Genomic DNA, 25,947 nt, shown 5'->3' on the forward strand with positions numbered 1-25,947 from the left:
TTAATCTTTATACCCAAATAAGAAGGTCAATATTGCTGAACCTACAAAAGCTACTACCATAGAGACAATAAATGCTACAAAGCCTTCACCTACAAAAAGTGGAAATGACAATATGCCGACAGGTCCCCCAGCGATTGCGGCTGCATTAGCAGATCCAGCAATTCCACCTGATAGAGCTCCCATCATTACCGCTATATAAAAAGGTTTTTTGTATTTTAGATTTATACCATAGATTGCTGGCTCAGTAATTGAGAAAAATCCTGTTACTGCAGCAGAAAATGCAGTCTCTCTAATATCCTTATCTTTTGATCTTAGAGCAACACCTAATGCAGATCCAGCTTGAGCCCAGTTACTTGGGCCTGTAATTGCATTAATTGTATTTCTCCCATAAAGTGCGAGATTGATTTGCCCCAAGGGAATAATCCCCCAATGAAGCCCAAAAACAACCAATACTTGCCAAAGACCCCCTAATACTATTCCAGAGATTAATGGACTTAACTCATATAACCAAGAGTAGGCTTCCCCAAGAATATTTTGAAGTGTATTGGCAATAGGACCAATAACTATGAACATCAAGGGAACCGTGATAAAAAGTACGAGCAAAGGGGTTAAAATATTTTTCACAACGGGATGGATATATTTTTCACATATAAATTCCACTTTTGCCATAAAATAAACTGTTAGGATAATAGGTATAACCGAAGAGCCATACCCTTGCGCAGGAAATAGCATTTTTATTCCTAAAAATTCTAATCCCTCTTCACTTTGAACACTAGATTGAATAACAGGGCTGACCATTGCCACAGCTGCAACGACAGCTATAAAAGGATTACATTTAAATTTTTTTGCAGATGTATAGGCTAAATAAATCGGAAGGAACGAGTATACCGCATTATAAATCTCATTTAACACGATATAAAAACCATCCGTTGATTTCAATCCTAAAAAGGTAGTTCCAATCATTAATAGAGCACGTATCATCCCACCTCCAATTAAAATTGGTAGTACCGGAGTAAATATACCTGTTACCAGATCTACAATACTATCTATAAATCTTCCTCTAACTTTTAAATCATCTTTTTCGACAGTATCAATTTTTTGACCTGAAATGCCGTAAAGTTCTTGAATGGCATTAAACACATTACCGACTTCATTTCCAATGACAACTTGATATTGTCCGCCACTCTCAACAACGTTCAACACCCCTTTGAGATTTAACAAGGATTCCTTATCAGCTTTTTCTATATCAATCAGACGGAAACGCAAACGTGTAGCGCAATGTGCTAAGGATTTTATATTTCCTTCCCCGCCCACATAACTAACGATTTCTTTTGCTAGAGTATTATACTTAGACATCTCAGCCTCCTTAAAATTTTTTATTTTGCTAATTTCTCAAATACTTCTAAATTTTGCTCTTCAATAGCCTTAATTTCGTTCACTCTCCGTTCGTGTCTGCCACCTTCAAAGGAAGCGCTAAGCCATTCCTTTACTATCATTTTAGCCAATTCCGAACCGATAACTCTAGAGCCAAATGCTAAAATATTCGTATTATTATGTTCTCTAGATAATTTAGCTGAGTATGGTTCACTGCAAACAACTGCACGTATACCTTTTACTTTATTAGCTGCAATAGATATGCCAACACCAGTACCACAAATTAAAATCCCAAGATCATTCGAACCGCTTGAAACACTCTGTGCAACAAGCTTCCCATATTTAGGATAGTCAGTCCGCTCAGCAGAGAATGGTCCAAAATCATCAACTTCATAGCCCAATTCCTTTAGAAACTCAGCTATAGTCAGTTTTAGTTCTAATCCTACATGGTCACTTCCAATTGCAATTTTCATTATTAGTTTCCTCCAATGCTATAAATTTTTTAAATTATTGTATATTTCCCTATAGCTCCTCTCTTTGCCAAACAGTGCTGAAGTCCCAAGGACAAAGCCAGTAACCCCCTTTCGACTTAACTTTTCAATTTTCTCAGGAGAGATGGCACCATCAACCATCAACTGATAACCGTATTGGGTGGATAATGTTAGCAATTCATCCATTTTCGTATCAACGAAATCGAGATATTTTTGACCAGCAAATCCCGGATTAACCGTCATTACCATAATATAATCCACTAGAGGTAGTAATACTTTAATAGATTCCACAGAGGTTCCAGGATTGATTGCAATACCAACCTTTTTCCCTTTTTCTCTGATACGACCCAATGTCCGCGTGATTTGTTGGTCTGCTTCGACATGGACATAAATGATATCTGCTCCTAAATCAGCAAACTGATCAACATATCTTCCAGGATCTTGAATCATCAAATGAACATCAACTAATTTTTTGGTTGATTTCCTAACCAATTCAAAGTCCTGTAACCCCATTCCAAAATTTGGAACAAAGTGCCCATCCATAATATCCATATGGAAAATTTCAAAACCTGCCTCATCAAGATTATGAACCTCTTGTTCTAAATTAGAAAAATCGGCACACATCATAGATGGACAAAGTAATTTTTGCATAAAGACCTCCTTGTTGAGTAATCGTTTACTCATTCTTGAAAAATTTTTTCGCCTAAAAATTAGGCGATATTTGCGACGAGTAATCGTTTACTCATTCTTGAAAAAAATTTGAGGAAACGATATAATTAAGTATAAACTTGGGTAATCGTTTACCTGATGTATCAATGATAACACTTTCATAAAAGATTGTCAATAAAAAATTTTTTTGAGGGGGATATTTTTTGAAAACGTATTCTATAAAAGATATTGCTAAGATGGCAGGGGTTTCTGTCGCGACCGTTTCAAGAGTGATTAATGACAATGGTCGATTTTCCGAAGAAACCCGCAAAAAGGTATTAAAAACGATTGAAGAGACTGGTTATCAGGTCGATTCACGTGCTCAAACTCTAAGAACCAATCGGTCTTACACTATCGGAATTATAGTGCCCGATATTACAAATTATTTTTTCGCGAAATTAATTGAAATCATTGAGGGACTACTCTATGAGCTAAATTATTCAACTATTATTTGTAACACTGCTCGTGACTTTCAAAAAGAACAATCTTACTTAAAAACGCTTAGTAGAAAGGGTGTTGATGGTCTAATTATTATTTCAGGTGCTGATAAATTTAATAGTGATATCATTGAATTAAAGGAAATACCTTATATCTGTATTGATAGAGAACCACAAAATCCGAAAGAAACTGTTTTTATTGGTAGCAATCATTTTCAAGGGGCATACGATGCTACTTTAAAATTGGTATCAGCTGGTTCTAAACACCCAATATTCTTAACACATACCCATAGCTCTACCTCATCTAGTAGGCGTTTTGAAGGATTTAAAGCAGCTTTGAGAGACACGGGAATATCCTATCAAAAATACAATCATTATTTTGAATTTAATGATAATCAAAATCATTATGAAAAAAATTTAAAAGACTTTTTAAGAGCAAATTCTAAAATTGATGCTATTTTTGCGTTAAATGATCATATTGCGGCTCTTACTTATAATGTTATTAAACAATTAAATATTCGGATTCCAGATGATATCATGATTATAGGCTTTGATGATATACCAAGTAATATCTTCTTGACTCCTCCACTCGCTTCTGTCGTTCAGGATATTCCCGAAATAGCTAAGATTAGTGTTGAAAAATTAAAAAGTCTCCTAAACAGCCCTAAGGAATTGGGTAAACATTATAAAATCCAGACGACCCTTGCAATAAGAGAGTCAATAAGAAAAGATTAAGTTATAGCAAAAACACGTCATACTGAATCTTTTATTCTATTCCTCAAACCCACTTGATAAATCGCTAAGTAGTCTTCAGGCTATTCATCTCGGCAAATAAGGTTGAAGTCCCGTGACCCTACCCTACTAAAAACTGCAAGAAAGCAACGTTAGGTAAACGCCGCTTTCATGCAGCTTTGTTGTTTAGAGATTTTGCCATCTTATCCGTAAGACTAAAACCTATATAATAGGTAACTAAAAGCCAGTCAGCTACTGTAATTGAAAAGCTTTCGGTTACAAACTCTCTTTAATATTTACTTTGCAAGCTGGATTTCTAACTTTTATCCAATCCCTTTTGTAGACGAAAGTGCTCACCTATTCTCTCGGTTGAGAGTTATTGGCCTTGCTAAATGGCAAAAACAGCCCTAAATCTCTCGAATTGGATCCAAAAGGTTTTCAGGAATAATTAGTCAGCTAAGCTTCTAAGAGCCTTCATAAGAGGTGTATAATCAACTTTATCATAATCTGTGACGTCCAATGTGTATAGTTTTCCTAGAGAAAAATGATTATACCGCCTGGCTTCGATAATATTATAAAAATCACCTTTACTGATGTGATTATCAGCAAGTTCACGATTATCTAAAACATCTCCATAATGGTAGTGTGTCATGATAAAACTCAGGTGCCTATCTTTAGCAAGATCGCGCGCACGACGTCTGTTCCAAAGCGTTTCAAAATCAGCCGTCAAACGGATCGTAATTATTTCATAATTATGCTGTTCCGCTAATCCCTTTAGTTTTCCTTTTTGTTTAATGGAAAAGGGATATTCAGTCAAAATGAATTGCTTACCAACTGTCATATAAATATTCAAAGCTTGGTAGTAATAGAACCAGACTTTTTCCTCTAATAAAGCTTTTTCTTCCAAGCTATTAAAACCCACACTTTCAGCCATGTCTTCCTTAAATTCGTCAGGAGACACGACATACATTTTTGGTAGTACCTCTCTAATGAGATTGACTAAATAGGTCTTTCCTGTTGCAGGAGGCCCTGCCAGAAGAATTAGATATTTTTTCATAGTTTTATTTGTTATTCAAAGACTCTTGTGTATTCATAAAGAGGCTAATTTTGTTTTTAACAATCTCTTTGACCTTCTGATTAGCTGGGATAACGTTGTATCGTAAGGATTTATTAACAGCTGTTTCAGTAAAAGCATTCTTTGCTTCTTGTGTCCAGTTGACTAACAATTCCGTACCGACATTAAACTTACGGATACCGTTGTTAATGAGTTCTGGATAATCTTCTTCCTTAACACCTGTACCACCGTGGATAACCAACGGGACGTCAACAGCACTATGAATTTCTTTCAATAAAGGTACCTGAACATCTGTTTTCGATTTAAACTGACCGTGATTCGTCCCGATTCCAACCGCCAAAGCATCTACGCCGGTTTCACGAACAAAGACGATAGCATCTTCTGGGCGCGTGTAGACTTTATCGCCTTCATCTACAGAAATCCCTTCTTCGGTACCACCGATCGTTCCTAATTCACCTTCAACCGACACCCCACGTGCATGCGCATATTCCACTACTAAGCGTGTTTTTTCAATATTTTCTTTAAAAGGAAGGTTAGAACCGTCAAACATGATACTGGAGTAGCCTGCTGCAATGGCGTCCTTGATAGCTCCAAAGTCCCTAGCGTGATCCAAGTGAAGTGCTACATCAACCAAACTATTATTGGCCAACTCTTTGACAACAGCCACAACTACAGAGTAGCCGATATACTTAGCGGTATCAATACTGGTCTGAATTATAATGGGAGCTCCCATCTCCTCAGCTGCTCGAATCATATCTGGCAACATCTCTAAATTGTGCATATTGAAGGCACCAATTGTCATGTTTAATCTTTCTGCAATATCGGTAACTTCTTTCATGGTTTTATACATGGTATTAACTCCTTATCTAGACAATGTTAGTTTCTTGGCTATATTACGCATATCATCCATCTTATTCATATAGTGTTCAATAGCGCTGTTATCTCTATCTTTAGCAGCTTGAGCTCTTTTTTGATTGTAAAGACTCATCAATTTTTTATAACCGTCACCCATACTCAGCTCTTTATCTAAACTAGCTTCCAAGGATTTAATAGCTTCATCAATTTCTTCTAGTTCAGCCTGCCAAATACCTACTTTTTCATAGGAGTTAGCAAGGTCATGGTCAGACTCAAGAGATGATTGCGCCTCCCTCTCAGCTTCAATCTTAGCGAGTAAATCTTGACGTTCTTCCTCAGTTAACAGAGGCTGAGTTTGCTCAGTCTTATTTGATTTCTCCTTCTTTTTAAAGAATGAAAACATCTGATTTTCTCCTTTCTGCAAAGATTAGATAGATAATATTTTAAAGATTGGACTTAAAAGCCAAGCATAAAGCAATGCTGCTACAACAGTATCAACGTCAGTTGCTGTCGCATTTATGAAACCTAATTGGTTAAAGGCTGCTACGAGAAGAGCTGGTAGTAATGTAATGAAGAACCCATGAGCAATGCCTCCAATTATAGCACCTCGGCGACCTCCAACAGCATTACCAAAGATACCCGCTGTACCTCCTGCAAAGAAGTTAGTCAGCATCCCTGGTAGAATAGTTGCTAGACCAAGCAGTGGAAGCGTCAACATCGCGATAACCGTACCGATAGTTGTAGTAATAAATCCGAGGATAACAGCATTAGGTGAGTATGGAAAGAATACAGGACAATCCAAAGCTGGAATAGCATCCGGAACCAACTTCATAGCGATACCACGGAAAGCTGGAACAATTTCCGCCAAGAGCAAACGGACACCCGAAAGCAAGACATAAACACCAACCACAAACTGAATAGACTGCATGAAGGCATACATTACATATTGTTGACTTCCTGTATCAACAGCATCAGGTCCAGCAAAAAGAGCTGTGATAATATATAACGGAACCATAACTACCATCACTGATAAATAAGTATCTTGCAAAAAGTCAAAGGCTTTTGGCAGTTCGATATCTTCAATAGAGCGTTTATTTTCACCCTTTTCTCCAAATATTTTAGCAACACCCGCTTCAAAGAGATAACCAATAGTACAAAAATGACCAAGCGCAATATCGTTTGAACCTGTTACTTTACGAATAATAGGCTGAGCAATGGCTGGCATGGCAACTGCAAAAGCGCCCCCTACGATACCACCAACAACAATCAAGACAAACCCTCTAAGGCCAGCAAAATATCCAAAGACAGTTGCCATAGTGGCCATCCAAAGAATCGCTTGACCTGTCAAGAAAATATATTTCCACTGAGTAAAGCGAGCGAAAATAATATTAAAGATAAAGATAGCTAGGAAGGTTAAGGCAATATCACTTCCCAGACCTAATTCATTCATAGCCTGACCATTAATAGCCTCAATAGAAGGAACAATCCCTTGCGTATGGAACCCTTTTTGGAAGATTTCACCAAAATATGTTAGACTACCTACGATGATACTAGACCCAGCACTAAGAACTTGGAAACCTAGTAAGGTCTTCAGCGTTCCAGAAAGAACCTGACCGAACGATTTTTTCTGCAAGAGCAAACCTAACATAGCGATTAAAGCTATGGTAATAGCTGCCTGAGTTAAAATGTTATTGATAATAAAATTAACAATGCCCATTTTCTAATCTCCTTTTTATATAATATTTTTTTCTTTTAAGACTGGGATTAGTTTGTCTTCAATCTCTGCTGAAGAGACAATATTTTTCAGATAAATAATAGCTGTTTTGCTTTCATCTATCGAAAAGGTAGCAAATTGTTTTTGGAAGTTTTGAGCTGTAATAATAATATCTGGCTGGACAGATGCAGCCGTGGAAATATCAACATGGTCTAATTTGGCATCTACTTGATATTTGTTTAGGACATCTTCTGCTGCCATCTGTGCTGCAAAACTACTTCCAAGCCCAGCACCACAGACAAATAAAATATCTAACCTCTTACCCATTAGTTTTCCTCCTTTGAATGGAATAAAATGTTTTTAACCGTTTCAATATCCCTTGCTTGGGACAATCGCTCAATCTTATCTGTATCTCTCATGAGATTGACAAGACTTTTCATAACATTTAGATGTGAAAAAGCATCTACTGCCGATAGACAAAAAATAACACAAACCTCTTGATCTTCTTGATCTTCTGATTCAAATAGGACAGGTTCTTCAAAAATAGCCATACTCAACCCCAACTGCTTAGCTCCATCATCTGGTCTGGCATGAGCGAGAGCCAATCCTGGAGCAATGACAATATAGGGGCCATACTCTTCAACGCTTTCAATCATGGCATCAATATAGGCATCAGTAATAATATCTTGTTCTTTTAAGGGATTGCCGACATATTTGATAGCACCACGCCACTCGGTCTTTTCTTGACAAATCATTATCTTATCATCTGTCAAAATATCTTCAATCATAGGTTGAACCTCTCTTTTATTTATCCTTAAATGGTTTTTTTGAAATAATGTTTGAACTTGCTCATAGGTGATTTTGTTGACTGGCCCCTCTTCTTCCATAATTTTTAAAATATCCATAAATAGCTGCGTAAAATCAGAACTTTTGGCAGTGATAATTTGTTTATCCTTATGCAAATTCAAAAATTGTTGGACTCGTACCTTTGTATCCTCTTGAATAATGGAATCTAAAACCAACAAAGGCTTAGCTTGATAGTCAATCTCAATTGTTGAAAATACAAGATCAACATCTAGTTTTTGAATAATATCAATTTCACGTGAATTTAATATAGCCAAAATTTCTATGTTGAAAAATTCTTTCAAATTTTCTGCGAGTAGCTTACCAGTAGCAAGTCCTTGATTACAAACAACAACTGCTCGGTAAGTTCCGTAATTAGCTTGGTTTATTTCACTCAAAGCCGTTGAAAAATGGATCGTTAAAAACGCCACTTCATCATCAATAATCTCAAGCTGAAACAACTGGCTTAATTGCTTCGAAAACTCTTTAACAGCTAGGTAAATAACTCCATAACTGTGTTTAATACGATCTGTTAAGGGATTTGTTAACTGTATCCCATTTTTCACTCTAGCTGCCATACCAATCATATGATTGTAAAGGGCTTTCTGAAGCTGTCTCTCCTTTTGACTGAAAGGGATTTTTGTTTTTTCTTCTACGAAATGAATCAACTGAATGACAAGCATCTGTAGTTGAAGCCAATTGTTAGGATTAGCAGCTTCCTGCATGTTAAAGGTCTTTAAAATAAAGGCAATATAATTCTTTTCAATCTTAGAAATCGACAACGAAAACTCGCGATTTATCTGTGTTAGATAGAGTTCTAACCACTCAGATAGCGAAATATCAACTACTTCACCTTGGTCCTCGTTGATATAATGACCAGAGGTCAAGCGTAACATCCAAATAGCTGTAAACAAATTGAAATAGGTACGGTAGAGACTAGCCTCACGTTTTGAAATCGTAAAATCAAAAATACCATCCAACTTGACCAATATCTTTTCTGGCAGATAACGGTTTATAATTCGCGACTTTACTCCCTCAAGATGCTCGTGCGATTTTACCAATTCCTGACTGATAATGGTAAAAAGCATAACACGAATAGCTGACTCCTGCCCTTTAAACAACAGACCATCTTTAGGGTGACTTACTACATCAATCTGATACGGTTTTAAAAGCTGTCTGAACTGGCGCATATCTTCATCCATCGTTGACTTGGAAATTTGATAAAACCTTTCCTTTTTATAAAGAAAGACCTTCTCCTTTCCAAATGCTAAATCAAGTAGCATATCCAAATGCCGTTCATCCCGATTTAAGAAATCAGTAGCGTCATCAATCTCTAGTTCCGTCTTCAACTGACATTCTTGCTCTACTGTTAAATGCAAAGTAATACCTTGCGATCTCACAGAAAAAATTAAGGGAAAGCCTTTTTCAGCTAAGAACTCATTTATAGCCACAATATCATTTCGAATAGTCCTAGCACTGACGCTAAAGTCTGTCTCGAAGCGTTTTAAAGGAATGGGAAATTTAGAAGTCAGTAACTTATTGAGTATTAGAGTTGAACGTTCTTTCATGGAATCTCCTTTCCTTATATGTTTAGTATAATATGAAAACGTTTTTATAGATAGTAGATATTTTTTCCAAATATGATGGCAAAAAAGTAAGCATGTTAGAAAGACAACTTTAAATTCACCTAAATTATCAAGCTTAAGTAAAACTGCTTACTATCTCTAAAAAAGACAAAAACACCTCCATTATTGTAGATGCTTGCTCGTATTTTTACAAATCTTTGTTCCTCAAAATCACATAGCTTATCATAAATACAGCTACTAAAAACTGCAAGAAAGCCACGTTAGGTAAACGTCGCTTTCTTGCAGTTTTGTTGTTTAGAGATTAATCCTTTTCTTTTGGGATTTTTCATGCAAACTATTTCTTAGTTATTTACAAGGATTTTTCCATGAGCATCAACTGATAGATAGCTCCGATTAGGTTAGCTTCGCTACCAAAAGCGCAGACTTGTATATCAACAGGCGTCACCATGAATTGAAACGGCCCTAAACCGTTTAGAATGGATTGGTATTGTGCCTGAATTTCCTCCAGTACAACCGACTGGGCGCTGATGCCACCGCCAATGACCACTCGCTTCATATCTAGCACTGCCTGAACATTATAAATTAAATAGGCGATATTTCGACAGAAATCTTGAAAAATAGGGTAAACTCTCTCATCTTTAGCATTGATCGCTTCAAAAACAGCTCTCCCATCCTTACGATTTTCAAGTCCCAATTTCTCGGCGACTCGTCCAATCATTCGCACAGCTGAGCCATTCATGCCAAGCATGTCCAGAGGTTGGAGAGTCTCGCTCGGTACAGCCATCAAACTCAATTCTCCCGCCTGAAAGTGTTGGCCTAACAGCAACTTCCCATCTGAAATAATGCCACCTCCAACACCTGTTCCCAAAATAAGAGCTAGACCATGGTTAACTCCCCTTAGATTTCCTTGCCAAAACTCCGCTAAAGCAGCAGCTTTTCCATCGTTTACGACCGTTGCAGGAAGACCAAATTTTTCCCAGATATGCTTTGAAAGATTTAACTCGTGTAAATAAGTTAAAGCACCTCCATAGTAAATGATACCAGCCTTTGTATCAATCTTGCCCGGACAACTCACCGCCACACCTCTAATTTGCTCAGCAAATGCAGCGATCAGTTGATCAACCACAACAAGAAAAGCTTCCAAGTTCTGAGGTGTCTCACAATGGTTCTTTTGTAATAATTTTCCGCTCTTATCAAACAGAGCATACTTGATATGAGTTCCTCCTACATCAATGCTTAAGTAATGATTCATCGTTTTTTCCTCATTTCTTCAACAGCTGATCCATTCGTTCCAAGTCCACCTCGGGATAAAATATTATATCTAACTTTTTGGGAATACTTCAAGAATGGGGTGAAGTTTTTTTATTTGCTCTTCATAGTTATTGTTGCAATTGTTGGTGAATTTCAATGAATTCTTCAGCAATAATCTTGAAAGCTTCCGCACTCATTAGTTGGTCTTCAGCATGCATCAAAATGAGACTGAATGGAATATTTTCCTCATTTGCTTCTTTTTGAATTAATTCGGCATGAGCATGGTGACCAGTGACATAGTTTTCTTCGCCTTCTTTGATTAAAGAGTGAGCCGTGTCAAAATTGCCATTCTTGGCTTCTTGAATTGCTTCGATATAGCATGAGCGAGCAGTCCCTACTGATGAGATAATCTGAAATGCAACTAATTCTAATCCGTCCATTAATATTAACCTCTATTCTTTTCTAATAATTCAAGGGCATGCTTGACAACATTTTTGCCGTTCATCATGCCATAATCTTGGATGTTGATGGCCTCAACAGGCTTGTCGGGAAATGCTTGTTGAACTTTATTCAGATTAAAACGAACTTGAGGTCCTAAAAAAACTACGTCAGCATCTTGTCCCTTTTCGTTGACTTCAGCAATTGGATAAGCCACCACATCTAAGTCTAGATGAATGGTTTGTGCATATTCCTCCATTTTATTCATTAGTAAACTAGTTGACATTCCTGCTGAACAGACTAATACGATTTTGGTCATATTGGTACATCCTTTCAATGTTTTCTATGCTTTTTCTTCTTCTAATGCTTTTTTATCAGCAATGGCAAAAAATGGATACCAAATGATCGTACTGATGATAATTACAAATAAAGCGATTAGAAGTAACTTCCATCCGCCTTGAAGTAGGGCGGTGACGATTCCAGTTGTTGTCCAAGGAAGGCTAATCATTGGATTAAATTCTGTAAAGTTCAATAACTTAATCAAAAGATAAGCTCCACCACCAATGAACAGCGGACTGATTAACATAGGAATAAAGAAGATGGGATTCATCATAATCGGCATACCAAATACGAGTGGTTCATTAATGTTGAATAAACTTGGAACAACTGCTAATTTGAATAACTGCTTGTAGCGTTGCGATTGAGCACAAGACATGGAAGCAACTAATCCTAATGTTGTACCTTGACCACCAAAGCCATTTCCCAAAGTAAATCCAACAACCGCAAAAGTCAAAAATGGTAATGCAGTACCAGATAAAAAGGCATTTTGGTTTTCGATACCATTCGCAAGCATCATAGGCATGATGACTCCATAAACCATATTCGGATGGATGCCAAAAAACCAGAAGACATTGGTAATCGTAGAAATGATGATAAGACTAAATGGATTCGAAAGAATTCCTTGTAACGGTGCTTGAACCAGTCCGCCAATAAAAGCAAAGATATTACCGAATTCACTTAAGACTGGAGCAAAGGTAAAGACGATTCGAATCAAGACGAATCCAACTAAGATAATACCCGAAAGAATAGAAGGACGTAATGATTCGGATACATTTGGTGGGACACTGGCAGGAAGTTTGATGACAATGTTCTTTTTATTGAGAAAAACATACAAAAGGCCTATTAACCATCCCACGAGAATGGCTACAATGATGCCAGTTGCTCCTGTATAATTGGTACCAAAAGCTGTTAAGGTATTGACTTCATTCACAACAACTTGACTTGGAAAACTTTCAGGTACAACTGCCATATCAAAGAGTTGATAATTTTGCGGCATTAAAATTAAGAAACCCGCCACTGCTAATAGACCAGCTGATAGAGCTTCATAATTAGCTTTTTTTACATAAATATATGCAAAGTTAAAGGTTACAAAAAGAGCTAGAGCATTCATGGTTGCATTTTGTGCAGCTGTAATGTGAGCTGTAATGCCGATATCACTTAGAAATGAAATCCAAGCAGGAATCGGAAAGTTTCCAATGAGAAGAACGAGAGCTCCGCCAAGTGTAATGGGCGTTAGTCGCATAAAAGCTTCAGATAATGAGCTAAAAAACAGACTATCATTCATATAGGTAGCGACTGGACCAATAAATTCATTTAAAAAGTTTTCAATTTTTTCCATCATGATTTTTCTCCTTATGGGTTTATCGATGTAATGGTCAAATCTTGTCCATTTGTGGCAATCACTTTTTGATACCAGTGAAAGGAATCTTTTTTCTTACGTTCCAACGTCCCGTCTCCTTGATTATCTTTATCGACATAGATCATGCCGTAACGTTTTTCCATTTCACCTGTACCGAAACTGACAATGTCAATGATTCCCCATGGAGTATATCCCAATAGTTCAACTCCATCTTCTTCCACTGCTAATCTCATTTGATCAATGTGATTTTTCAGATATTCACAACGGTATTGATCACGAATTCGTCCATCTGAATCAACCTTGTCATAAGCACCTAGGCCATTTTCTACGATGAAGAGTGGGAGATTATAACGTTCGTAGGCGACATTAAGAATGTAGCGCAGACCAACTGGATCAATTTGCCACCCCCAATCACTTGCTTGGACATAATTGTTTTTGACGATGGCTGCATTAGGATAGACGTCCACCGGCATTCCTTGAGATGTGGAATTTGTTGTAACAGTACCAGACATATAATAACTAAAACCAATATAATCAACTGTTCCATTTTTTAGGATACGACGTTCTTCATCGGACAATTCAATCGAATATCTTTTTTGTTTCCATAAATGTTCAATATAGCTTGGAACCACACCACGAGCGTGAACATCACTATAAAAGAAGCGTCGATCCATCATTTTTAAAGCCGCCATTTGATCCTCTGGTTTGCTTGTTGCTGGATAAATCGGGACATAGGCCATCATACAACCAATCTTAAAGTCGGGATTAATCTGGTGCCCTAGAGCAACCACTTTGGCGCTGGCAATTAATTCGTTAATAGCTGCTTGGAATACAATTTCTTCTTTGTTATCTCCTTGAGAAAATTGTACAGCTGAATTTGTCCAAACGAGAATATCATGAGCATCGGCTTGGTTGTTGATCTCATTAAAGGTCATCCAATATTTCACTTTATTTTTGTAGCGTTTCATTACAGTTTCGGAAAAGCGAACAAATAAATCGATAACCGCTTTATTTTTAAATCCACCATATTTTTGATAAATGTTGTAAGGAATTTCGAAATGAGATAAAGTAATCACAGGTTCGATACCTAAGCGTAAACATTCATCAAAGAGGGAATCATAAAATTGTAACCCTACTTCATTGGGTGTTTCATCATCTCCATTAGGAAAGATTCGTGTCCAATTAATGGAAGTACGAAATGCTTTCAATCCTAACTCGTGGAATAATTGCAGATCTTCTTTGTATCGATGATAGAAGTCAATGGCTTCATGATTCGGATAGTGTTCCGAAGGGAGAATACCATCCGTAATACGACGAGGAATCTGGTAAGTACCAGCAGTCAATACATCAGCTGTACTCATCCCTTTACCATCAACATTCCATGCACCTTCAATTTGATGAGCTGCAACAGCACCACCCCATAAAAAATCAGAATTAAATGTCATGCATTTTCACCTCTTCTAGTTGATGATTATATTGTAGCAGAAAGTTTTCCATTTGTGTGCGCTTTCTGAAAACCTGTTCATTGTTCCAAACGAAAAGAAAAAAATCCATTTTCGGAACATAGTGTTCCAAAAATAGATTTCTAAATTTCTAATCTCGTGTGAATAGCATTCCTCAACAGTCTCTATCGTTTTTATAAAGTTTGATTTCGATGCCTTTCGAGATAATCACAAAGGGTCTCAATGATGATCATAACCGGCAATTGATTGGAAAGATCCAGATATACTTTTTTACGTCTTTCATGCATTTTGTAGCTAATTACATAATCGGATTGCTGGGCAGCATTACTTTCTTTATTTTGTGTGATACAGCATTTAAAGAGATGATTGAGTTGAGAAACTTGAGAGAGCAGTTCAACACACTCCCTTGTGCTTCCTGATACAGTAAAGGTTAACAAAACTGTTTTTTCGTTCTCACGAATAATATTCGGTAATTGAAAGTTTTTAAGAAAGATACTTGGATAATTCAGATTGCTAATTTTGTAACCAGCATATTCTGCCATAGCACCAGAAGATCCTAGGCCCATAAAGATAATGAGATCTGCTTGAATCATTTTTTTAGCAAGGAAGGTGATTTGTTGATCAATATCAGGTGAAAAATCATCGATAGATAGCATTCGAATATGATCAGCCACTGTTGAAGAAGTAATCTCGGTTTTGGAATGCTCAGATTTGAGATATTCTTTGACATAGTATCGAAAATCAATAAAGGATTCAAAGCCAATTTGTTGAATAAAGCGAAATACAGATGTTGAAGAAACATGTGCTTCTTTGGCAATATCGCGTACACGCATGTATGGAATCTTTTCAACTTGACCAACTATATATGAAAAAATATCAAGTTCTGTTGGGGTAAGCTTGTTAAGATTAACTTTTTCTAAAAAAGCCATGATAGTTCTCCTTTTTATTCGTTGCCATTATTGTAGCATAAACAATCAAATAAAAATAGTAGACTGTGAAAAAACAAAATTCACTAGAAACGATAAAGGGAGTTTTCGTATGTCCAAAAAAAGTTCAAAATCAGTGGAGGAAAAAGAAAAGATTGTTCAACTGTATCAGACTCACGAGAGATCACTCCGCCAACTGAGAATAGGATGATGTCGCCTATCTCCTTGAGAGTTTCTTTGGACAGTTCAAGACAGAATCTTACCATTTTAAGAAATACAAGACCTATGAGGAGCTAGTCGCAGATGTGGAAAGCTACATTGAGTTTTACAACACACAACGTTATCAAACAAAATTAAACAGCCTAACTCCTTGGGAATTCAGGAATCAGGTTGCCTAACATCTTTTATTATTTGACTGTCTACTTGACAGGGAGCCGTTCATTCATTTTCCTCGCTCTTTTTATACAAACTAGAACAAGACAGCAGCCTTTTAGCTAGCTTCCTTGCGGATGCGTTTAATCAGCAAGCCAATCATGACCAATTTATCATTTTTGATACGTCACACTATCGACAAATCCACACACAATTTCAATTGATGTTAGCAGAATATTGGGGTTACGGACACCATTCTGAGCAATTTGTCGCCCATTACCTACAGCTTATTTTAATGGAATCCTTAAGAGTCTATGAAGATAAACAACGAAAAATCCTTAATCGCTACAAATTCAAATACACAGAAGTCCTTGACTATATTGATAGCCATTATCAGCAGTTAAAATTAGCTGAATTAGCTAACGTTTTTGGCTACAATAGCAATTACCTCAGTAACATGCTTAAGAAATACACAGGAAAAAATTTTCAAGAGATTCTCTTAGAAAAACGCCTGCTGCTTGCTAGTGATTTACTGATTCATTCCGATCACACCATTGATCATATCGCAGAGGAATCCGGTTTTAACTCTGTCAATTACTTTTTTAAACAATTTAAAAAGAGATACCATTGTACCCCTAATCAATATCGTAAACAAAATCGCTAACACTCTTACTTCACCACAAAAAAAACAACTTTTTCCCTTGTCTAACCAGCTTTTGCGCTCCTTCTCCCACTTCTTCCAAACCACTGCGAGATGAGCTTTTTGGGATAAAACAAGGGTCTGGGACAGGCCACCATGATGGCTTCGCCCTCACCCCCAAAACATGTAAGCTTTGAAGATTACGTATAAAAAGTGCTTCCAAACTCCTGTATTTTTTATTTATTGACAAGACGCAGTGGTTGAGTGGGCTCTAATACGTTGATAAATCAACTTTTAGAACCCTACTCAACTATGCGGAGGTGGGACGACAAAATCGAATTTCTGAGAAATTACCGATTTTTGTCCCACTCTCAGAAAACGACAGTAAATAGTGGAAAAGATTGACTAAAAATGTTTTTCTGTAAAGACAGCCTCTAAAAGACTTTCACCCATCTTCTTTTTTGCTACTTAATCATTTCTCGATAGAATAGTCAATAAATGAATAAAGAGGTTGATAAAGTCAAGGTAAAGGTTGAGCGCCAATGATACGATCCAACCAGTTGGCACTTGACCATCAAGCTCAAAGTAAACTTGACGGATGCGCTGATTGTCCCAAGCAATGAGACCTGCAAAAATCAAAACCGTTATGATAGAGATAATGTAGGCCATAGCGCCATTGCTCATGAAAAGATTAACGATTGACGCAATAATAACACCAACCAAAGCTCCCATCAAAGCCCTAGCCATCCCAGATAAGTCTTTTTTGACAGTCACACCGATTGTCGCCATGACCGCAAACATAAGCGTCGCACTGAGCAAAGCTTGAAGAACTGTCGTTTGAGTGTAACGAGCAATAATAAAACTGAGCGTGTAACCATTGACCACGGAGTATATCAGAAAAAGCGGCAAGGCCATTGGGCTATTTTTAGCAGCTGCACCCGAGGCAAAGAGAACCAATCCCAGCTCACCAAGAATAATCAAGTAAAGTACCCACGATGGGCCTAAAATGATATTAACCAAATGCTGCTGAAAAACCGTTAACATGAGACCACTGACCAAACTTGATAGCCCAATTCCCATAGCGACAAAACCGTAGATTTTAGCATAAAAACTGGAAAGTCCAGTCTGTGTCTGAATAGCAGTATTATTCATTATTTTCCTCCCTTTAAGTCAAAATTAGCGTTTTAACATCTTACGATGAAACAGGCGCGGACGACGCTGTTTAAAGGCTTCTGTATAGGGCGTAATTGCCTCACGCACCGCCCAATACTTATCCACTGCTGTTACAATGTAGGCTTCTTTATAACGCGGCGGAGCAATGGTTGCTCCCCACATGTGTTTGAGGATAATATCCTCTTCTAGCTTGTTAACCGTTGTGATTTTGCGAGCATTGCGCAGAGCAATCCGCGGATGTACCCAGGCGTGTCCCTTGTTAAACTTGGTCGTCCGCCAATCGTAGTAAAACATATCATGCATAAGTCCACCACGGGCTGTCGACTTAGCATCCCAGCCGAATTTCTTGGCAATCTTATAACTCGTGTAGGCAACGTTTATAGAGTGTTTCAAGCGCGTTGAATGATGATGGTGGACAATCTTGTCCATCCGTTGCATCCGTGGGTTATCAATTAATTGTCCCACATACCCCATAAATTCTTTATCTTTCGTATAGTGCATAGGCAAAATCCTCGCTGATAGCTCGCTCTAGGAGTACCCCAATGGCACTTCCTTCCTAAGAGTGACTACACCTTATTATATCATTTTTAAGGCTTTATTTCTAAAAACCTGTATTCACAGCGAAATCCTTGGTTTGAGAAATCTATTTCGATTATCAAGACAGTTTTTTGAAAAAAACTAACTGTATTTTGAAAAAACGACCGATGTCCAGCAAAAAAGCAGCCTTGGATGAAACTTCGGAGCTGTGAAGTCAGGTTCTAAATAGACACTCCGAGCCTTGCTAGTCTAAGAATAACATAGCTAGCTTAAAGGACACTAAAGATGACGATTCCAGCCGCCACAGCCACATTGAGACTCTCCGCCCGGCCTGGCATCGCAATATGAACCAGATAGTCAGCCTGTTCACTGACCAGCTGGCTAATCCCCTGACCTTCATTGCCCATGATCAAAGCCAAATTTTTGCATTTTGGCAGTTGGCGATAGTCAACGGATTGCTCCGACAAAGTTGTTGCCACGATCGGGATGGCAGCTTCTTTGAGTTGCTTTAAAGCATTCTCCATAGCAACTCGATAGATAGGCAAGTGGAAATGACTCCCCTGCATAGAGCGTAGCGTTTTAAGATTGTAGATATCAGCCGTCCTATCCGAGATGATCACCCCATCAAACCCAGCCGCATCTGCAGTACGAATCATCGTTCCGACATTTCCTGGATCCTGAACATCCTCTAAAACCAGAAACCGTCCAGAAAGCTGTTTGGGTAAGGATTGCTCTGGCATAGCCAAAACAGCTACAATGCCTTGAGGAGATGGGCTATCTGCCAAATCTTTCAAAATATCTGGCGTCACTTGCACTGCCTGAGGATACTGACTGACCCGTTCTGCCATTTCCTCCAAAACAAAAATCTGATGAATGTCTGCATCTGAGGCGACAGCTTCTTCAAAAAGGTGCCAGCCTTCAATCAGATAACTTTTTTTCCGATACTTCTTTTGGTGTAATTTTTTAGCATTTTTGATTGCATTATTGGCTTTAGATGTTATAATTTCCATAACGATATTATACCATAAAGGAGATTAACCCTATGAAAAAAGTAAAAATGACAGCTTCTGGTCGTGTTCAAGGCGTTGGCTTTCGCTGGGGAGTGCTTTCCTTAGCTGTCGAAATTGGTGATATCACAGGGCGCGTCTGGAATAATGATGACGGGACTGTGACTATTCTTGCCCAGTCTGACTATCCTGAAAAAATCAGCCAGTTTATCCATGATATCCGAAAAGGACCAACACCCTTTTCAAACGTATCCTACCTTGATGTAACGATCGCTAATTTTGAGGATTATAAGGACTTTAAAGTTCAACATCCATACTAAAAATCCCAAGGGTAAAACTTGTTTAATTCCCTAAAAAAAGGTAGAATAGAAAGGTATTACTTTTAAAAAGGAAGTTTAAATTAGTGAAAAAGAAACAACTATTACGCCTCGCAGGACTTGCCTTAATGGCAATTATTGTTTTAGCAGGCTGTGTCCAAACCAAAAACGGCGTCCCTACTGGTGAAGGGTGGGTATATAATTTCTTGGTGGCGCCTATGGGACAACTCATCACCTTCTTTGCCAAAGACCAAGGCTTTGGCTACGGGACAGGCATCATCTTGACAACCTTGATTGTCCGCGCGATTATTTTCCCCTTGGGACTTTACCAAGCATGGAAGGCTAGCTATCAAGCTGTTCGCCGCGAACACCTCAAACCCGTTCTTGATCCGATTCAAGAACGCCTGAAAAACGCTAAAGACCAGCAAGAGCAGTTGCTCATCCAGCAAGAAATGATGGCCGTTCAAAAAGAAAACGGTGTTTCTATGTTTGGCGGCATGGGCTGCCTACCGCTCTTGATTCAAATGCCTTTCTTTACAGCCATCTTCTATGCAGCTCGTTATACTCCTGGTGTGACCGAAGCGACTTTCCTAGGCATGGATCTCGGAAAACCATCTCTTATTTTAACAGCTGTTGTCGGTATCCTCTACTTCATCCAGTCCTACATTTCTATGCAAGCAGTTGATCCCATGCAACGCGAACAAATGAAAACCATGATGTATGTGAGCCCTCTCATGATTGTTGTCATGTCCTTTACATCGCCAGCTGGCGTGACCCTCTATTGGTTGGTAGGTGGTATCATTCAAATTATCCAACAGTTGATTGTCAACTACCTGGTGCGTCCATACCACAAACGTATCGTTGCAGAAGAATTTGAAAAAAACCCTCCAAAAGCACGCCCTGCAACGACTTCAACTTATAAAAAAGATGTAACCCCTGCTTCTATGAATCAGGCCATTATGCCAAACAACATTAAAAAATCCAATAAAAAACGTAATGCCGGAAAGCAACGTTCAAGATAGACTAACAAAAAGTCGCAGATAAATGGAAAAACACAGACAGATTTTACTTGATACCATTCAAGTAAAGCCTATCTGTGTTTTTCGTTTTTTCCTGCCCATTAGGAAGATGATTTAGCTTGCTTTTTCAACTTTTACAATAGTGACATCATAGCTACCAGCTGGAGTTGGAATAGTGACCGTATCACCAACTTTATTGCCAATCAAAGCATGTCCCATTGGGCTTTCGTTTGAGATTTTACCTGCAAAAACATCTGCAGAAGCTGCACCAACGATAGTGTAGACTTCTGTATCTTTCTCTCCAATTTCTTGAATGGTGACAGACTTGCCAATCGCCACTTCATCTGCTGCGACAGCGTCACTATCAACAATTTCAGCATTACGGATTTGATTTTCAATCGTTGAGATTTGCCCTTCTACAAAAGCCTGTTCGTCTTTTGCAGCTTCATATTCACTGTTTTCAGAGAGATCACCGTATGAACGCGCGATTTTGATTCGTTCAACAATTTCTGGACGACGAACCAATTTTAATTCTTCAAGTTCTTTTTCCAATTGCTCTTTTTCAGCAAGGGTCATAGGGAAAGTTTTTTCAGCCATTTTTCTTTTTCTCTTTTCTTTTTCTATTTTTAGCAAAACAAAATAATGTGACGTCGCACATCATTTTGCTTTTTATTTTTATTGTCCTGTAGAAGATTGAATCTTTTCGTTTACATAGGTTTGAACATTGGTATTATGCTCTTCTATCGTATTGGCAAAGTAGACTTGACCTGTCGTCACATCAGCTACGAAGTAGAAGTACTCTGTCGTACTTGGTTCAATCGTTGCTTTGATGGCAGATAGACTTGGACTGTCTACTGGACCAGGCATGTAACCAAGATGGGTGTATACGTTATAAGGCGATTCAATTTGCGTGTTAATCGTCGCATCTTCAGCTAGGGTAATCTTTTCGCCCAATTTGCCTTCTGCATAAAGGATGGCAATATTAGATTGAAGAGGCATGCCAAATTGCATACGATTATAGAATACGCTGGCAATGTTTTTACGGTCCTGATCAGAGGAGCCTTCCTTCTCAACAAGTGAAGCTAGGGTCAAAATCTGATTAACTGTCTGCTCTTTAGCAGAAATAGTCTCATAATACGGACGTAGATTAGCATCCATAGCACCTAGCATCTGATCAACAAGATCACGGATGGTTGTTCCTTCCTGATACTCGTAAGTCGCTGGGAAGAGATAGCCTTCCAGACGATAGATCACTCCTGTATCTGCTGTTGGCAAACCGCCTAAAAGATCAGGATACTTGGCTTGCATCTCAGCAATGAACGTCTCATCTGTCACAAGAGACATAAATTCCTCAGCTGTGAATGGCGATGACGCTTTGGTAGATGAAGCTGCATTAACAGCTACTGCTTCTGAAATCTGCTTAAGCGTGTATCCTTCTGGAATAGTCACCTTGCCTTTTGCTGGAACGACCTCTTCAGCAGTGCCTTCTTGTTGAAGAACAGCGATAATTTCATCTACATTCATGCTTTTTTGCAGTTGATGATAACCACTTTGGAAGCCAGATAAATTCTTCACCTTAGCATAGAGATCAAACACCGTCGCATTCTTGATCACTCCCTCTTTCTCAAGGGTTTGTGCAATGGCTTTAACAGAAGAGCCCTCTGCAATCTGAACTTGGACATACTCTGTCGACTTCGCGTCAACAGGTCCTAGGCTATCCTTAACAAAGAAATAACCAGCTACGCTCGTAGCAACTAAAACAAGTAGCAAGGTTGTAAAAATCCATACAGTCAATTTTCTTGCCTTGCTCTTCTTTTTCTTCACCTTTTTATTCTTCTTCGGTGCTCTATCTGGATAAGCAGAGCGGCTGCGCCTTGTTGGTGCCATTTCATTTCCTGACTGACTGCTAGCGTCTACTGGAGCTACAGATGAAGCTTCTGCTTTTTCTGTCTCCATAAACTCTTCATTTGGATCAACTTCGGGATTAAAGGTCAAATCAACCTTATAAGGAACAGCTTCTGGTTCAGGTATGACTGACTGGCGAAGAGGTGGCTCAAGCGACTGCTCAGAGAGTTTCCTAGCTTGTTCGGCAACAAAATCAGGAACTTCTTCAGCTTTGACAGGTTGACCTTCTTCACTTGGCCCAGATAATTTCGACTCTAAATCAGCCTTTAAACGTTCAATTTCGGCTACTGCAACCCCTTGTGTCTCTTCATCAGATTTTACTTGATTAAAGGCTGTCTCATCAGCCTCTTCAACTTGAGATTTTAGAATTTCTAAATCTCTCAAAATTCGCTCTTTAAAAGTTAACTCTTGGTCATTTGGATTTAATTTATCAGACAATGGCTAACTCCTTTCACACAATTACTAGTCATTATATCCTAAAAAGGCCATAAAAGCAAGCCTTTTCACCCACATCACGCGCCAAATGCATGAAAAATAGTGATCTACTAGCTAAATGCAATTCTATAGGAAAACGAGTTAAGATAGCATATTTTCCAGCAAATGACAGCCATTAAAATTCAAAAAATGGCAGTTCTCATCTAATACTCAAATAAAATCAAAAGCAGAGGCCTACTAGAAAATGAAGTTTCAGGTAGAACTACATCATCAAGACAAGTTGACGATGTAATCTTTTGATGGTCAAAGAGTATTAAAAGATTTCCTATGTACGATGTGGACATCCTAACCTTGTTTTAAAAGATTTAAGGTTTTTGCCATATCTGAAAACTTTATGATGGTCTTTCTGAGTTGTACCATGACATGTTAAACCAAATGCCACCACCGTGAACCGATTCAGACAAGCCTTGGTCACTAAATCCATTCATCTCATAGTAGGAAATCAAGTAATCATGACAAGTTAAGGTAATTCCTAGACGATTTTGAGAGACCGCCACATCCTTTAAGGCAGCAATAAGCGCCGTACCAACTCCCTGCCCCTGAAATTCTTTTGAAATGGCTAAGCCAGTCACAGCAATTGTTCCACCACTTGTGGGATTGGGCTTAGATCCATGAAAAAGATCATCTGTCAAAAACGACGTTTCAATAACAGGCCCTTCGATATAGCCAGCGATCTCTCCTGCTATTTCAGCAACCAAAAAGGTGTCGCTATTATGGCGAATATGGGTCAGAAGTGCTTCAGCAGAGGAAGCCTCCTCTGCTGAAAAATTGGTCTGTTCGATAGTAACAATGGCTTCTAAATCTGCCAATTGTGCATTTCTTATTATCATCATGATTTATTGGACATTTTGAGTGAGTTGGGAGAGTAAGCGCTCAAAAGAATATTCGTAGGATTGAATATCGCCAGCCCCCATAAAGACATAGACAGCATTGTCATGATCAAGCAATGGTGATACATTTTCTACAGTTACCACAGAGCCTGGCTTACTGATTTTAGCAGCCAAGTCTTCAACCTTCACTTCACCATTGTCAACTTCTCGTGCTGAGCCATAAATCTGCGCTAAATAAACCGCATCTGCTAATTCCAGAGCTTCTGCAAACTCATCCAAAAGCGCAATTGTTCTGGTAAACGTATGCGGTTGGAAAATAGCAACGATTTCTTTACTTGGGTATTTCTGACGTGCAGCGTCAATAGTCGCCATAATCTCTGTGGGATGGTGCGCAAAATCATCAATAATCACTGTGTCATTTACTTTTTTCTCAGTAAAACGACGTTTAACACCACCAAAGGTAATCAGATGTTCACGGGCCAAGTCCAAATCGAACCCTGCTTGATGGAGATTAGCAATAACAGCTGTTGCATTCATGACATTGTGCTGACCAAAGGTTGGAATGCTAAATAAGCCAAGTTCGTCCTGTCCATATCGAACTTTAAAAGTTGATCCAGCAGTGGAACGTTTGATGTCATAGGCAATGTAATCGTTGTTTTCTGAAAAACCGTAGTAGTATATTGGAGCATTTGCAGTGATCTGACGAAGATGCTGGTCTTCCCCGTAAATAAATAGCCCCTTTGTAACTTGCTTAGCATATTCATCAAAAGCGTTGCAAACATCTTCAAGACTGGTAAAGTAGTCTGGATGGTCAAAGTCAACATTTGTAATGATGGAATACTCTGGATGATAAGGTAGGAAATGTCGTTCATACTCATCCGATTCAAAAACAAAATACTTAGCCGTCGCTGAACCACGCCCAGTACCATCTCCAATCAAGAAACTGGTATCGGTGATATGACGCATGACGTGCGCTAACAAACCAGTCGTAGATGTCTTACCATGAGCCCCTGCTACACCAAGGCTGGTAAAGCTCTTCATAAAGTCCCCAAGGAATTCATGATAGCGACGATAAGGAATACCATTAGATTCGGCATAGGCAACTTCAACATTATTTCCTACCTTAAAGGCATTCCCTACAATAATCTCAACATCAGCTGAGAGATTTTCTTCTGAAAAAGGCAAAATCGTTATCCCAGCTTGTTCAAGACCACGCTGAGTGAAATAATATTTTTCCTCGTCTGACCCTTGAACCTTGTGACCCATTTGATGGAGCATAAGCGCTAAAGCTGACATTCCTGAGCCTTTAATCCCGATAAAATGATAAGTTTTTGTCATTATTTTTTCCATTGTTCAAAACGCGTCAAATTTAACTCTTGCGCGACTTTCTTTTCTTTCTTTTGGCGGTTTTCTTGATAGTTATAGACTTGACTCGTCTTTAGAAAATCATAAGTATTTTTCTTAGAACGCTCGATTTCAAGAGGCAATTCTAGCTGAACTTCTGGATTAATGTCAGCTAAAATATAGGACGATTGGTGTAAGCGACTAGCTGCTCGCATTAAATCATCCATCTGTTCCTTATCCAGCTCTCTCTGGGTCGGTTTTGGTTTGGGCAATTCCTTACTCTTAAATCCTGGTTTATCAAAATTCAAATAAGGAGCTGACCGTTTCTGCCTTAAATCTGCTCTAGCTTGCTCTCTAGCAGCCTGTGTGTAAGAGATTTGTTCTCGTCTAATCCCTTTAGCAAAGTTTTCTGGCTTAACCGACTTCGCAGTTGTTTGAGATACCGTAGAACTTTTGAGATTATCATAAGGAGAATCTTGATTTGAAACTTTGGTAGGTATCGTCAAAGAAGTTTTGTCATAATCTGACAACTGAACTTTCTCTGCTTCTCCCACAAAGACTGGCTCCTCATACGGCCCTTGAATATTTGAAATCAAGTCCCTGTCATCATAAAGTTCCATGATAGGCGGCTGAGCAATAATCGTCTCATCATCACCTACAAGAGGAAATTGTTCTCGCATCTCAAACATCCTTTCTGCTCTCTTTTTTCAAGCAAA

At 38.5% G+C, this 25,947-nt stretch carries 27 protein-coding genes and 1 pseudogene; 5 read left to right on the forward strand and 23 right to left on the reverse strand.

Going from position 1 to position 25,947, the window contains the following annotated elements; genetic code table 11:
- Genes A3I5_RS0103540 through rpe form a run of 3 tightly spaced genes read right to left on the reverse strand, consistent with a single transcriptional unit; the run spans position 1 to position 2,516 of the window.
- The gene (locus A3I5_RS0103540) at positions 1-1,356 is read right to left on the reverse strand and encodes a PTS transporter subunit EIIC (RefSeq protein WP_018373253.1); all 1,356 of its coding nucleotides are present in this window, start codon (positions 1,354-1,356) and stop codon (positions 1-3) included.
- A 20-nt stretch (positions 1,357-1,376) separates the two neighbouring features.
- Entirely contained in the window at positions 1,377-1,847 is a 471-nt protein-coding gene (rpiB, locus tag A3I5_RS0103545) for a ribose 5-phosphate isomerase B (RefSeq protein WP_018373254.1), read from the reverse strand.
- 18 nt (positions 1,848-1,865) lie between these two features.
- Entirely contained in the window at positions 1,866-2,516 is a 651-nt protein-coding gene (gene rpe / locus A3I5_RS0103550) for a ribulose-phosphate 3-epimerase (RefSeq protein ID WP_018373255.1), read from the reverse strand.
- Positions 2,517-2,737: 221 nt separating this feature from the next.
- Between rpe and A3I5_RS0103555 the strand changes: the two genes are divergently transcribed.
- Positions 2,738-3,745, forward strand: a complete 1,008-nt coding sequence (locus A3I5_RS0103555) for a LacI family DNA-binding transcriptional regulator (protein ID WP_018373256.1) — start codon at positions 2,738-2,740, stop codon at positions 3,743-3,745.
- Positions 3,746-4,190: 445 nt separating this feature from the next.
- Here A3I5_RS0103555 and A3I5_RS0103560 read toward each other — a convergent pair whose 3' ends face one another.
- The 12 genes from A3I5_RS0103560 to A3I5_RS0103615 all read right to left on the reverse strand — a co-directional run bounded on the left by A3I5_RS0103560 (position 4,191) and on the right by A3I5_RS0103615 (position 15,595).
- On the reverse strand, positions 4,191-4,799 hold the full coding sequence (locus tag A3I5_RS0103560; protein ID WP_018373257.1) for an AAA family ATPase: 609 nt from the start codon (positions 4,797-4,799) through the stop codon (positions 4,191-4,193).
- Between the two features lie 4 nt (positions 4,800-4,803).
- Positions 4,804-5,667, reverse strand: a complete 864-nt coding sequence (locus tag A3I5_RS0103565; RefSeq protein WP_018373258.1) for a class II fructose-bisphosphate aldolase — start codon at positions 5,665-5,667, stop codon at positions 4,804-4,806.
- A gap of 12 nt (positions 5,668-5,679) precedes the next feature.
- The gene (locus A3I5_RS0103570; RefSeq protein ID WP_018373259.1) at positions 5,680-6,075 is read right to left on the reverse strand and encodes a hypothetical protein; all 396 of its coding nucleotides are present in this window, start codon (positions 6,073-6,075) and stop codon (positions 5,680-5,682) included.
- Positions 6,076-6,099: 24 nt separating this feature from the next.
- Positions 6,100-7,389, reverse strand: a complete 1,290-nt coding sequence (locus tag A3I5_RS0103575; RefSeq protein WP_018373260.1) for a PTS sugar transporter subunit IIC — start codon at positions 7,387-7,389, stop codon at positions 6,100-6,102.
- A 15-nt stretch (positions 7,390-7,404) separates the two neighbouring features.
- Positions 7,405-7,713 carry a PTS sugar transporter subunit IIB gene (locus tag A3I5_RS0103580; protein WP_018373261.1) on the reverse strand — a complete coding sequence of 103 codons (309 nt, stop codon included), beginning with the start codon at positions 7,711-7,713 and terminating at the stop codon, positions 7,405-7,407.
- Positions 7,713-9,797: a BglG family transcription antiterminator gene (locus tag A3I5_RS0103585; RefSeq protein ID WP_018373262.1), complete on the reverse strand. Its 2,085-nt coding sequence runs from the start codon at positions 9,795-9,797 to the stop codon at positions 7,713-7,715. Before A3I5_RS0103585 ends, A3I5_RS0103580 begins: the two co-directional genes overlap by 1 nt.
- 367 nt (positions 9,798-10,164) lie before the next feature.
- The gene (locus A3I5_RS0103590) at positions 10,165-11,067 is read right to left on the reverse strand and encodes an ROK family protein (protein ID WP_018373263.1); all 903 of its coding nucleotides are present in this window, start codon (positions 11,065-11,067) and stop codon (positions 10,165-10,167) included.
- 127 nt (positions 11,068-11,194) lie between these two features.
- Positions 11,195-11,506 (reverse strand): PTS sugar transporter subunit IIA, encoded by a 312-nt coding sequence (locus A3I5_RS0103595; protein WP_018373264.1) that lies wholly within the window; start codon positions 11,504-11,506, stop codon positions 11,195-11,197.
- Positions 11,507-11,511: 5 nt separating this feature from the next.
- Complete coding sequence (locus A3I5_RS0103600; protein ID WP_018373265.1) at positions 11,512-11,823, reverse strand: PTS sugar transporter subunit IIB; 312 nt, start codon at positions 11,821-11,823, stop codon at positions 11,512-11,514.
- Between the two features lie 24 nt (positions 11,824-11,847).
- Positions 11,848-13,185 (reverse strand): PTS sugar transporter subunit IIC, encoded by a 1,338-nt coding sequence (locus A3I5_RS0103605; RefSeq protein ID WP_018373266.1) that lies wholly within the window; start codon positions 13,183-13,185, stop codon positions 11,848-11,850.
- An 11-nt stretch (positions 13,186-13,196) separates the two neighbouring features.
- Complete coding sequence (locus A3I5_RS0103610; protein WP_018373267.1) at positions 13,197-14,648, reverse strand: 6-phospho-beta-glucosidase; 1,452 nt, start codon at positions 14,646-14,648, stop codon at positions 13,197-13,199.
- Positions 14,649-14,839: 191 nt separating this feature from the next.
- Positions 14,840-15,595, reverse strand: coding sequence for a MurR/RpiR family transcriptional regulator (locus A3I5_RS0103615; RefSeq protein WP_018373268.1), 756 nt, complete (start codon positions 15,593-15,595; stop codon positions 14,840-14,842).
- Positions 15,596-15,816: 221 nt separating this feature from the next.
- On the opposite strand from A3I5_RS0103615, the pseudogene A3I5_RS12565 reads away from it, so the two are divergent.
- A pseudogene (locus tag A3I5_RS12565) lies at positions 15,817-15,990 on the forward strand (IS3 family transposase); the annotation flags it as partial.
- Positions 15,991-16,187: 197 nt separating this feature from the next.
- Complete coding sequence (locus A3I5_RS11565; protein WP_051071084.1) at positions 16,188-16,628, forward strand: helix-turn-helix domain-containing protein; 441 nt, start codon at positions 16,188-16,190, stop codon at positions 16,626-16,628.
- 444 nt (positions 16,629-17,072) lie between these two features.
- On the opposite strand, the gene A3I5_RS0103625 is transcribed toward A3I5_RS11565, so the two are convergent.
- The 3 genes from A3I5_RS0103625 to A3I5_RS0103635 form a co-directional block, all read right to left on the reverse strand.
- Entirely contained in the window at positions 17,073-17,756 is a 684-nt protein-coding gene (locus A3I5_RS0103625) for a Bax inhibitor-1/YccA family protein (protein ID WP_018373270.1), read from the reverse strand.
- Positions 17,757-17,780: 24 nt separating this feature from the next.
- Positions 17,781-18,278 (reverse strand): HD domain-containing protein, encoded by a 498-nt coding sequence (locus tag A3I5_RS0103630; protein ID WP_018373271.1) that lies wholly within the window; start codon positions 18,276-18,278, stop codon positions 17,781-17,783.
- A gap of 305 nt (positions 18,279-18,583) precedes the next feature.
- Positions 18,584-19,324 (reverse strand): TrmH family RNA methyltransferase, encoded by a 741-nt coding sequence (locus tag A3I5_RS0103635; RefSeq protein ID WP_018373272.1) that lies wholly within the window; start codon positions 19,322-19,324, stop codon positions 18,584-18,586.
- Positions 19,325-19,356: 32 nt separating this feature from the next.
- On the opposite strand from A3I5_RS0103635, the gene A3I5_RS0103640 reads away from it, so the two are divergent.
- Together A3I5_RS0103640 and yidC are read left to right on the forward strand one after the other, a co-directional pair.
- A complete protein-coding gene (locus A3I5_RS0103640; RefSeq protein ID WP_026216907.1) occupies positions 19,357-19,641 on the forward strand; it encodes an acylphosphatase in 285 nt (94 codons plus the stop codon).
- A gap of 83 nt (positions 19,642-19,724) precedes the next feature.
- Positions 19,725-20,660: a membrane protein insertase YidC gene (gene yidC, locus A3I5_RS0103645; RefSeq protein ID WP_018373273.1), complete on the forward strand. Its 936-nt coding sequence runs from the start codon at positions 19,725-19,727 to the stop codon at positions 20,658-20,660.
- A gap of 111 nt (positions 20,661-20,771) precedes the next feature.
- On the opposite strand, the gene greA is transcribed toward yidC, so the two are convergent.
- The 5 genes from greA to zapJ form a co-directional block, all read right to left on the reverse strand.
- Positions 20,772-21,254, reverse strand: coding sequence for a transcription elongation factor GreA (greA, locus tag A3I5_RS0103650; protein ID WP_018373274.1), 483 nt, complete (start codon positions 21,252-21,254; stop codon positions 20,772-20,774).
- A 78-nt stretch (positions 21,255-21,332) separates the two neighbouring features.
- Positions 21,333-23,000, reverse strand: a complete 1,668-nt coding sequence (gene mltG, locus A3I5_RS0103655) for an endolytic transglycosylase MltG (protein WP_018373275.1) — start codon at positions 22,998-23,000, stop codon at positions 21,333-21,335.
- A 389-nt stretch (positions 23,001-23,389) separates the two neighbouring features.
- Positions 23,390-23,887 (reverse strand): GNAT family N-acetyltransferase, encoded by a 498-nt coding sequence (locus tag A3I5_RS0103660; RefSeq protein ID WP_026216908.1) that lies wholly within the window; start codon positions 23,885-23,887, stop codon positions 23,390-23,392.
- A gap of 6 nt (positions 23,888-23,893) precedes the next feature.
- Positions 23,894-25,225 carry a UDP-N-acetylmuramate--L-alanine ligase gene (gene murC / locus A3I5_RS0103665; RefSeq protein WP_018373277.1) on the reverse strand — a complete coding sequence of 444 codons (1,332 nt, stop codon included), beginning with the start codon at positions 25,223-25,225 and terminating at the stop codon, positions 23,894-23,896.
- Positions 25,225-25,911, reverse strand: coding sequence for a divisome accessory protein ZapJ (gene zapJ / locus A3I5_RS0103670; RefSeq protein WP_040834529.1), 687 nt, complete (start codon positions 25,909-25,911; stop codon positions 25,225-25,227). Before zapJ ends, murC begins: the two co-directional genes overlap by 1 nt.
- Positions 25,912-25,947 lie beyond the last annotated feature (36 nt).

Origin of the sequence: Streptococcus merionis DSM 19192 (genome assembly GCF_000380085.1) — a bacterium.
GTDB classification, from domain to species: Bacteria; Bacillota; Bacilli; order Lactobacillales; family Streptococcaceae; genus Streptococcus; species Streptococcus merionis.